Source organism: Zymomonas sp., from assembly GCF_020216885.1.
Taxonomy (GTDB): domain Bacteria; phylum Pseudomonadota; class Alphaproteobacteria; order Sphingomonadales; family Sphingomonadaceae; genus Zymomonas.
Window position 1 is genome coordinate 1 of the sequence record NZ_JAIWON010000069.1, and the last position, 10,000, is coordinate 10,000.

At 47.3% G+C, this 10,000-nt stretch carries 9 protein-coding genes; 8 read left to right on the plus strand and 1 reads right to left on the minus strand.

Annotation, left to right across the window (positions count from 1 at the left end; all coding sequences use genetic code 11):
* The first annotated feature begins 23 nt into the window (after window positions 1-23).
* From trpB to LDL18_RS03725, 4 genes are read left to right on the plus strand one after another with little or no spacing between them, the layout of a single operon-like run.
* A complete protein-coding gene (gene trpB / locus LDL18_RS03710; protein WP_296507046.1) occupies window positions 24-1,250 on the plus strand; it encodes a tryptophan synthase subunit beta in 1,227 nt (408 codons plus the stop codon).
* A complete protein-coding gene (gene trpA, locus LDL18_RS03715; RefSeq protein ID WP_296507039.1) occupies window positions 1,247-2,071 on the plus strand; it encodes a tryptophan synthase subunit alpha in 825 nt (274 codons plus the stop codon). The genes trpB and trpA overlap by 4 nt, the downstream gene beginning before the upstream one ends.
* A complete protein-coding gene (gene accD, locus LDL18_RS03720) occupies window positions 2,068-2,922 on the plus strand; it encodes an acetyl-CoA carboxylase, carboxyltransferase subunit beta (RefSeq protein ID WP_011240486.1) in 855 nt (284 codons plus the stop codon). The genes trpA and accD overlap by 4 nt, the downstream gene beginning before the upstream one ends.
* A 28-nt stretch (window positions 2,923-2,950) precedes the next feature.
* Entirely contained in the window at window positions 2,951-4,282 is a 1,332-nt protein-coding gene (locus LDL18_RS03725; RefSeq protein ID WP_296507040.1) for a folylpolyglutamate synthase/dihydrofolate synthase family protein, read from the plus strand.
* A gap of 20 nt (window positions 4,283-4,302) precedes the next feature.
* Here LDL18_RS03725 and LDL18_RS03730 read toward each other — a convergent pair whose 3' ends face one another.
* On the minus strand, window positions 4,303-5,607 hold the full coding sequence (locus tag LDL18_RS03730; protein ID WP_296507041.1) for an MFS transporter: 1,305 nt from the start codon (window positions 5,605-5,607) through the stop codon (window positions 4,303-4,305).
* A 385-nt stretch (window positions 5,608-5,992) separates the two neighbouring features.
* Between LDL18_RS03730 and LDL18_RS03735 the strand changes: the two genes are divergently transcribed.
* From LDL18_RS03735 to LDL18_RS03750, 4 genes are all read left to right on the plus strand, one after another.
* On the plus strand, window positions 5,993-7,261 hold the full coding sequence (locus LDL18_RS03735; RefSeq protein WP_296507042.1) for a dicarboxylate/amino acid:cation symporter: 1,269 nt from the start codon (window positions 5,993-5,995) through the stop codon (window positions 7,259-7,261).
* A 138-nt stretch (window positions 7,262-7,399) separates the two neighbouring features.
* Window positions 7,400-8,974 (plus strand): pseudouridine synthase, encoded by a 1,575-nt coding sequence (locus LDL18_RS03740; protein WP_296507043.1) that lies wholly within the window; start codon window positions 7,400-7,402, stop codon window positions 8,972-8,974.
* Between the two features lie 15 nt (window positions 8,975-8,989).
* Window positions 8,990-9,541, plus strand: a complete 552-nt coding sequence (gene rsmD, locus LDL18_RS03745) for a 16S rRNA (guanine(966)-N(2))-methyltransferase RsmD (protein ID WP_296507044.1) — start codon at window positions 8,990-8,992, stop codon at window positions 9,539-9,541.
* Window positions 9,542-9,604: 63 nt separating this feature from the next.
* Window positions 9,605-10,000, plus strand: a 396-nt coding sequence (locus LDL18_RS03750; protein WP_296507045.1) for a UvrD-helicase domain-containing protein, incomplete at its 3' end; no start/stop codon positions are given.

The following is a 10,000-nucleotide window of genomic DNA, read 5'->3' on the forward strand; positions in this document are numbered from 1 at the left end:
TTCCTTCAAGCGGTTCGTCTATTATGAAACAATCTAATTCTGTTCTTCCGAATTCTCTTCGCGCCCAACCTGATGAAGGAGGGCATTTTGGCACATTCGGCGGACAATATGTTCCCGAAACCCTGATGCCTTTAATTCTTGAGCTTAATCAGGAATATCGGCGCGCATTGAAAGACCCGTCATTCATAGCAGAAAGAGATGATCTGCTAGAACATTATGTCGGTCGTCCTAGCCCACTTTATTTTGCGCCTCGTCTGACAGAAGCCTGGGGCGGCGCAAAAATCTATTTGAAGCGTGAAGATCTTAATCACACGGGTGCGCATAAAATCAATAACTGCATCGGTCAGGTCTTATTAGCGAAAAGAATGGGTAAAACCCGCGTGATTGCGGAAACCGGTGCCGGACAGCATGGTGTCGCAACGGCGACCGTTGCGGCTCGTTTTGGTCTATCTTGCACAGTCTTTATGGGTGAACTGGATACAGAACGCCAGCAACCCAATGTCTTTAGAATGAAATTGTTAGGGGCTGAGGTTCGCCCCGTTAAAGCGGGTTCCCGCACCTTAAAAGATGCCATGAATGAAGCCCTGCGTGATTGGGTGGCTCATATTGATGACACTTTCTATATTCTCGGCACGGCAGCAGGCCCCCATCCCTATCCTGAAATGGTGCGTGATTTCCAATCCGTGATTGGACGCGAAGCCAGAGAGCAGATTCAAAAAGCAGAAAAGCGTTTGCCGGATTTATTGATCGCAGCCGTTGGCGGTGGATCAAATGCCATGGGGCTTTTCCATCCTTTCCTTGATGATACGGATGTCGCCATGATTGGTGTAGAGGCCGCCGGTGAAGGCATGGAAACCGGCCGTCATGCAGCCAGCTTAACGGGCGGTGCGCCGGGTATCGTCCATGGAAACCGCACCTATCTTCTTTATGATGAGAATGGTCAGATTAAAGATGCCCATTCGATTTCAGCCGGTCTTGATTATCCCGGTATTGGCCCTGAACATAGCTGGTTAAAGGACATAAAACGTGTCCGTTATGAAACGATTACGGATAACGAAGCCTTGGCCGCTTTCCAGCAGCTTTGCCGATTAGAGGGCATTATTCCGGCATTGGAATCTTCCCATGCTTTGGCAGAAGCTGCCAAAATAGCTCCGACAATGGGCAAAGACAAAGTCATTATTGTTAATCTTTCAGGGCGTGGCGACAAAGACATCTATACCGTAGCCAGCCATTTAGGGGTCACGTTATGAGCCGGATTGCTGCTACTTTTGCTAAAACAAAAAAAGAAAATCGGGCTGCTTTGATTGCTTTCCTGACGGCAGGTGATCCCTCTATTGAAGCAACCCCTGCCCTGTTGGATAGTCTGGTTGAAAATGGCGTCGATATTATCGAATTGGGTATGCCATTTTCTGACCCGATGGCCGATGGCCCCGCTATCCAGAAAGCCAACCTTCGGGCTTTGGCCGCTAAAACTGGCTATAATGATATCTTTAGAATAGCCACGGAATTTAGAAAACGGCATCCAGAAACGCCGCTTATCCTTATGGGATATGCCAATCCGATGACGTTTAAAGGCAGCGACAACTTCGCCGCATCAGCAAAAGAAGCTGGCGTTGACGGCATTATCTGTGTCGATATTCCGCCAGAAGAAGACGCAGCCCTTGGTGTCTCAGTGCGCGAAAAAGGCATGGATATGATCCGGCTTGCCACCCCGACCAGCGATGAAGCCCGTTTGAAAATCATCCTCGATGGGGCTTCCGGTTTCCTCTATTATGTTTCTGTCGCGGGCGTTACGGGTCTGCAACAGGCAACTGAAGCCAGCATTGAGGCCGCGCTTGATCGGATTAAGGCTGTAACCGATTTGCCGGTTGCCGTCGGTTTCGGTATTCGTTCACCAGAACAGGCCGCAGCGATTGCCAAGAAGGCTGACGCGGTTGTGGTGGGTTCAGCCTTTGTGTCTTGCATTGAAAAGGCTGTGGCCAATCACCAAGATCCGAATGCAGCCCTAGAGACATTGGCCAAAGAATTAAGCACGGCCATTTCCGATGCCCGTAAGGAGGCCGCCCTATGAGTTGGCTCGAAAAAGTCCGAAACAAAATACCTTTTATTGTCAAACGAGAAACGCCTGATAATCTGTGGCATCGCTGCCCCCATTGTCAGACAATGATTTTCAACAAAGATTACGAAGAAAATCTATCTGTTTGTCCAAAATGCGGCTTTCATGGCCGCATTGGGAGCCGTGCGCGCTTTGATTCCCTATTTGATGAAGGGGATTACAGTGTTCTTCCTCCGCCGGTTGTGCCAGAGGATCCGTTAAAATTCCGCGACACCAAGCGTTATGTTGACCGCCTTAAAGCAGCACGTCTTAAGTCGGGTGAAAATGATGCCCTGCTTAATGCCAAAGGGCGATTAGCAGGACGTCAGACCGTTATTGGCGTTCAGGATTTTTCCTTTATGGGCGGTTCTATGGGCTTGGCAGTCGGCAGCGCATTTGTGGCTGGTGTCAAAGCTGCAATAGAATGTCGTTCGCCTTATATTATCTTTACTGCGGCAGGTGGTGCTAGAATGCAGGAAGGCATTTTGTCTTTGATGCAAATGCCCCGAAGCACGGCGGCTATTGCAGAATTAAGAGAAGCCGGTCTGCCTTATATTGTCGTCTTAACAGACCCAACAACTGGGGGTGTAACAGCCTCCTATGCAATGTTGGGAGATGTTCAGATTGCAGAACCCGGTGCCTTGATTGGCTTTGCTGGACAGCGTGTTATCGAATCGACCATTAGAGAAAAGCTTCCCGAAGGTTTCCAGCGGGCAGAATATCTTCTTGAACATGGCATGATTGATATGGTTGTTCCCCGTGCTGAAATGCGTGATCGTCTGATCTCGCTTGTGGATTATCTGCTTCCTGCCAATGAAGCGGCCTAAACATTCCTTGCTGTTCGAGATATAAATTATGGCCGATCACGCCCGTTCCGATAATCCAGATGTTCAATTCCAACTAGACAGATTGGCATGCCTTTCACCCGGAAGCGATATCTTGGGTCTAAGCCGTATCAGCGAATTGCTGGAACGGCTGGGGCATCCAGAGCATCACCTGCCCCCCGTATTCCATGTTGCTGGAACCAATGGCAAAGGCTCTACCTGTGCCTTTCTGAGAGCCGCCCTTCAGGCTGCTGGTTTATCTGTCCATGCCTATACCAGTCCACATCTGGTGCGTTTTAATGAACGTATCAGAATAGCTGACAAGCTGGTCGATGATGAGACCTTGGCTGGTTTATTAAAAGAAGTATTGGATATTGGTGAGGATGTCGGTGCCAGCTTCTTTGAAGTCACCACGGCCGCAGCCTTTTTGGCTTTTTCTCGGAACCCTGCGGATGCCTGCGTCATTGAAGTCGGTTTGGGGGGCAAGCTCGATGCGACCAATGTCATTACCAATCCGATTGTATGCGGGATTGCCCAGCTTGGGGTCGATCATCAGGCCTTTTTAGGTGATAATGCCGAAGATATTGCAGCCGAAAAAGCCGGTATTGCCAAAGAGACAATACCTCTGGTCACGCAGACCTATGAGCCTTCTATTGCGGCGCAGATCAAAAAAATAGCGGACGAGAAAAAAGCCGTTTGGTTGCCTCGTGGCAGCACATGGGAATGGACAGTTTACCAAAATGAACTGCATTATCGGGATAAGGCTGGGCGGCTCCATTTACCTTTACCGCGGTTAAACGGCAGTCATCAGAATGAAAATGCGACTTTGGCCGTTGCGATGCTGCGCCATCAGAAAGTTATCCAAATACCGGAGGCGGCCTATAAAGCGGCTATGGGATGGGCTTTCTGGCCAGCCAGATTGCACCATGTCTCGGATGGTCGTTTGGTAAGCCAATTACCGGTTGGGGCAGAATTGTGGATTGATGGTTGTCATAATCCCGCCGCCGCCCCTTCAACAGCCGCTTTCTTCCAAGAGCATATCGAAAAAGAGAAGAAGCCTTTCCATCTTATTATGGGCATGCTCTCGAATAAAGACGCCGAAGGTGTTCTTCAGTTTTTTGGATCGACACAGGCTCGCTTTTATGCGGTTCCAGTGCCAAGCCATCCCTATCATTCGCCTGAATATCTGGTGTCTATAGCCCAGAAAAATGGAATGTCAGGTCGGATTGCGGCTTCACCGGAAGAAGCCCTTCGCTTGATAGCGCGCGAAGCCTCTCCCGATTATCCACCGATCATTGCTATCGTTGGTTCTCTTTATCTGGCAGGCTCTGTCTTAAAAGCGAATGAGACACCGCCAGAATAAGAATTTATTATCATGGGAGGCTATTTTTGATAGCCTTCCGTTTCGCTTATTGAGCGGTCAACCATCCCAGACCGCATCATAAAAACGTAAAGCAGAATACTCGGCAAGGCAATCACGGTCGTCAGAATATAATAATTCACGTAGCCCATCGCTTCTATCAATGTCCCTGCGGTGGTGCCGGTCAGGAAACGCCCCAAAACACCGGCTAAAGCGCTTAATAAGGCGAATTGCGTTGCCGTAAAGCGAAGGCTGCATAGCGCTGATAAATAAGCTACAATAGTCACGCCGCCGATACCGCTTGAAAAATTTTCAAAGCCAACGGCAAAAATTAACATCGGCATTGAATGCCCACAAGCCGCTAAAAGCGCAAAGCTCACATTCGATATAGCCATTAAAACGAGACTTAACAGAACAGAACGCTTCATTCCCATACGGGCAAAGAGAATACCGCCGACAAAAATACCGGCTAAAAGCGCAAAAAAGCCAATATTGACATCGCCTAATAATATTTCCTGCTTTGTGAAGCCAAGACTAACCAACAAATTGCGAAGCATCAGATTGGCCATTGTATCCCCGACTTTATGAAGAAGGATAAAAAGCAGCACCATCCAAGCGCCTTGCCGTTGCAAGAAATCACGCAGAGGATTGATAAAGGCTGCGACCATATCACTGGGCGTTTTTAAAGGCTCTGGTTCACGATATTGGTTAGGCTCACCCATAAAAATAGAGGTTATTGGGGCAATTAAAACAAAAGGTGCGCAGGCAATATATCCAATATGCCAATTCCATTTATCAGCGAGCAACAAAACGCCTGAGCTGGCCAGAAAAGACCCAATACGCCATCCATATTGAGATAATCCTGATCCAACACCTAAGCGGGATGGATCTAATAACTCAATACGATAGGCATCTAAAGTGATGTCTGCTGTTGCTCCACAGAAGCCTAAGAAAATCGCCCAGAAAACGACTTGTTCCAGATTTTTATAAGGATCAGCTACGCCCAACATCACAATAGCAAAGGCCGTCAAAATCCCACTCACCCAGAGCCAAGCACGTCTTTGCCCGATCATTTTTGTAAGGAAAGGGATTGGACAACGGTCAATCAAAGGCGCCCACAACCATTTCAAGCTATACATCAACAAAGTTAGGGCAAAAGCCGATATTGATTTTTTATCAATCCCCGCATCTGACAATCTATGCGTCAAGGTTGCAGCGAGTAAAGTGTATGGTATACCGCTTGCAATACCGAGAAAAAATGCCGCAAGGGATGCTTTTTCAAAATAGGGCATAAAGGTATTTGCAATACGTTGCGCCCAATCCTTCATTCTCTTATGAATGGCCTGTTTCCTGCTAAAGTATCAGATTATGTCTGCTTAAGGCATAGCCTTAGCTGGTATTGTAACGAACATCCATATCGGAAGGGATGACTTTGAAATAGAAAATATCGAGCCGTCTTCTTTAAAAGAATTTTGTTTATTTGCAAAAATAAAAAAATAATTTTTAGTTTTATAAAAAAATTTCCTTCCTAAAGGAAATATTTTGGTTAAAAAACACAATCACATCAATTTCCGATAGGGAATTTCTTCTATCTTGTATGCAAGTTAAATTATTGCTCTAAATTAGTGGAATTTAAAAATTTTTCTGTTTGAAAAATAAAATTAAACATTTAATTTTATTCAAAATATTGAAATTATATTTTTGGAGAAGAGAGTGGCAAAAAGGCTCACCTTTTGGATAGTCGTAGCCTTGATCGCAGGCTTGATTATTGGCGCGATTATGAATTTGACTATCCATGACAAAAGCTCGATTGACTATCTGGTCGAAAATTATCTGTCTCTACTGACCGTGATTTTCCTGAAACTGATCAAAATGATCCTTTCCCCGTTGGTCTTTGCCACATTGGTCACCGGTATTGCCCATATGGGCGATGGTAAAGAATTAGGCCGAATTGGCCTTAGAACCATGTGCTGGTTTATCGGGGCAAGTCTGGTTTCATTGGCTTTGGGACTTTTGCTCGTTAATATCCTTAGACCCGGTGATGGCTTGAATTTTGTGCCGCCTGCGGCTTCTGCAAATCCCGTTGCCTCATCCGCCCCTGTCTTTTCGTTAAAAGATTTTATTAACCATTTGGTGCCGCAATCCGTTGTTGATGCCATGGCGCATAACGAAATCTTACAGATTGTTATCTTTTCGGTCTTTTTCGGTTTGGGGCTTGGTTCGCAAGGTAAAAAAGCAAGACCTATTTTGCGGGGTATCGAAAGCCTGTCCCATGTGATGCTTAAAGTGACCAATTATGTCATGTGGTTTGCGCCTTTTGCCGTTTTTGCAGCTGTGACATCAGTCATTGCTCAACGCGGTTTTGGCATTATTCTGACCTATGGTTATTTTATTGGCAGCTTTTACCTTGGCTTGGCTGTTCTTTGGGGCGTTATCCTCCTTGCAACGCGATTGGTTGTCGGGAAAGGTGCGCTTAACATTATACCGCTGTTAAAAGCGCCAGCGCTGATTGCCTTTACGACATCTTCTTCCGAAGCCTCCTTGCCGCCGACTTTGGAAGCGTTGGAAAATTTTGGTGTGCCGCCTCGGATCGCCGGATTTGTTTTACCATTGGGTTATTCATTCAACCTTGATGGCACCATGGTTTATTGCACCTTTGCAACGATGTTTATTGCGCAATCCTACAATATCCATCCACCAATGGGGCAACAAATCATCATGCTTCTTTTGTTGATGATTACCTCAAAAGGTATTGCCGGTGTGCCACGCGCCAGTTTGATTGTTATCGCTTCTGCACTTTCTTTTATGCAGATCCCAGAAGCGGGTATCTCCCTTATTTTGGCCGTTGATCACTTCCTTGATATGGGACGTTCTGCCACCAATGTTATCGGTAACGCTGCGGCGAGCATGGTTGTTGCCAATTGGGAAGGTGAACTAAAAATCCCTAGCAAAGAGGAAGTGGCGAAAATAGGCGCTGCATAAATTTTGCATTTTTTATAGCCTGACCTGTTACAGGTCAGGCTATAGATGGTTGTTTGACAGAAGCTGTGATTCGCCTATGGCTGTTTCCGGTATTCAAAGCCCCTTGCTACGGCCAAGCATTCAACCAGATAAGGACTTATGGTTTTCAATCGCCCCCCGAAATCCGGCAAAGGCCGGTCTCCGTCATCTAGAAATCCGGCTCGCTCCCAAACGACTTCAGAAAATAATAGATCACAAAAAACTTTACGCCCTTCTTTTGATAAAAAGAGGGAAGACAATACGGCCTTTAGGCATTCAGATTCTTCTGGCCGCAAAAATAAGCCTTATAAAAAGGCAGAAGGCCATTCTGACAACCCATCCCGTCACGATAGAGCGCCGCTAAAAACGCGACAGAACCGACCAGAAAACGACCGTTTTTCTCGTCACAATCGCCCAGATTCAAATGACCGTTTCCAGCGGAACAACCAAAGACAAGATTTTTCAGAAAGACCGCGCTCTTTCCGTGATCAAAATCCAGCACAAGCCCGTTATTCTGGTGATAAAAAAACTGATAATCCTTATGGTTACCGCAAGGAAGTAAGTGGTTACCGTAAAGAAACAGGTAGTTATCGCAAGGAAGCTGGCGATCGCTTCTCACGGAATGACTATGCGCGCAATGACTCCCCGCGTGGAGAAAGATCTTTCCCAAATCGGAAGGGTGAAATGCGGAATAATGAGAATCGCCCTTCGCGTTTTTCTCGTGAGCCATCCGATCGTTCCGACCGTTTTTCGCGCAATGCTGGCTATAAAAATACTAGGTCTGATAACCGTTTTTCTGAAAATACTTCGCGCAATTATGGTTATGCGGGAGAAAGAAACGACAGGCGTTCTGAAAGACAAGGCTATAACCGCAATCTTGCTGTTAACCCGTCCTATTCACCGAATGCCCGCCCTTTCAGAAAAAAAGGGGCAAGCGAACCAGCCTCGGCACGCATACCGCGTGAACATGGCGAACAACGTATCGCCAAATTGTTATCACGGGCAGGTATTGCCAGCCGTCGCATGATTGAAGCCATGATCGAAGAAGGCCGTATTGCCATTGATGGCGTAACGGTTGAAAAACCGGCCACCTTGTTAACCTCGCTTGATGGTGTCACGGTTGACGGCAAACCGGTCAATGCACCGACCGAAACGCGGCTCTTTTTATATCATAAAGCGACCGGTTTATTGACGACTGAACGCGACCCCGAAGGGCGCAAGACGATTTACGATCGCCTGCCCGCTGATTTGCCAAGGGTTATGCCGGTTGGTCGATTAGACATGAATACAGAGGGTTTGTTACTTCTGACAACGGATGGCGGATTCAAGCGGATGCTGGAATTACCGGCTACCCATATCGAACGTTGCTATCGCGCCCGTGTTTTCGGTGATGTTTCCCAAGATCAATTGGAAGAGTTGATCGAAGGCGTCACTATCGACGGGATTCATTATGGTTCGATTGATGCCAATCTGGAACGCCGGACGGGTCGGAATGGCTGGGTCGAAATGAAGCTGCATGAAGGCCGCAATCGTGAAGTTCGCCGTGTATTGGGTTATTTGGGATTACAGGTTTCACGCTTGATCCGTATCAGCTATGGCCCTTTCCTTCTTGGTGATTTACCGGTTGGGGCAGTTGAAGAGGTTGATCCTGCGACCTTAAAAGCTTTTAAGAACACTCTGCCGAAAATGTCTTAAAGGACTCTTTTCACTATGAGAATTATTGCCGGAAAATGGCGGGGACGCAGTTTAAAAACACCCAATAGCGATACCACCCGCCCGACCAGTGACCGCGCCCGCGAAGCGCTGTTTTCAATGCTGGAAAGTCGTATGGGATCACTCGAAGCCCTAAGAGTAGCCGATATTTTTGCAGGAACAGGGGCGCTTGGTCTGGAAAGTCTGTCGCGAGGGGCTGCTTTTAGCCTGTTTGTTGAGCAAGACCCCGAAGCCTGCAAAATATTGAAGAGCAATATAGAAAAAATGGGCGCACAAGCGGACACCCGCTTAATGGCGCAACCGGTTTCTTCCCTTGCACCGATTTCGCAGCCTTTTGATCTTTTGCTTTTTGATCCCCCTTATAACAGCGGTGGAGCGGGGGCTTTATTAGAAAAACTGACCCGTCTGGGCTGGGCTGCACCCTCTGCATGGGCAAGTATTGAAACAGCCAAACAAGAGACGACCTCTGCCGGAGGTTGGGTGGTTGAAGCAGAACGGACATATGGCAAGTCCCGTGTCACCTTACTTCGGAGAGTAGCGGAATCCTGATTCCTACAGAATCTCTTTACCTTGTCTCTTGCTGATAAAGTTTTCTGGGCGTAATTTAACGAAGTGACTGACTCCTTGTATTCATCTTTTTCAGCCGAAACCTCACCAGAACCCGATTATCTGGCACGCCTCAATCCTGAACAGAAAGAGGTTGTCAGAACGACAGAAGGCGCCCTTCTGGTTCTGGCTGGGGCAGGAACGGGTAAAACCGCGGCTTTGACAGCAAGGCTGGCTTATCTGGTCGAGACCCTGAAAGCATGGCCTTCGCAAATCTTGGCGGTGACTTTTACCAATAAGGCTGCCCGCGAAATGCAAATGCGGGTGGGTGATTTGCTGGGTAGTCAGGCAGAAAACATGCCTTGGCTGGGCACTTTTCATTCTATCGCGGCGAAAATGCTGCGCCGTCATGCCGAATTAGTCGGATTAAAATCTGATTTTATTATTCTTGATACTGACGAT

Bases quoted from the DNA above. Each gene is read 5' to 3' on its own strand.
- trpB (WP_296507046.1), top strand. From the start codon at position 24: ATGAAACAATCTAATTCTGTTCTTCCGAATTCTCTTCGCGCCCAACCT.
- trpA (WP_296507039.1), top strand. From the start codon at position 1,247: ATGAGCCGGATTGCTGCTACTTTTGCTAAAACAAAAAAAGAAAATCGG.
- accD (WP_011240486.1), top strand. From the start codon at position 2,068: ATGAGTTGGCTCGAAAAAGTCCGAAACAAAATACCTTTTATTGTCAAA.
- LDL18_RS03725 (WP_296507040.1), top strand. From the start codon at position 2,951: ATGGCCGATCACGCCCGTTCCGATAATCCAGATGTTCAATTCCAACTA.
- LDL18_RS03730 (WP_296507041.1), bottom strand. From the start codon at position 5,607: ATGAAGGATTGGGCGCAACGTATTGCAAATACCTTTATGCCCTATTTT.
- LDL18_RS03740 (WP_296507043.1), top strand. From the start codon at position 7,400: ATGGTTTTCAATCGCCCCCCGAAATCCGGCAAAGGCCGGTCTCCGTCA.
- rsmD (WP_296507044.1), top strand. From the start codon at position 8,990: ATGAGAATTATTGCCGGAAAATGGCGGGGACGCAGTTTAAAAACACCC.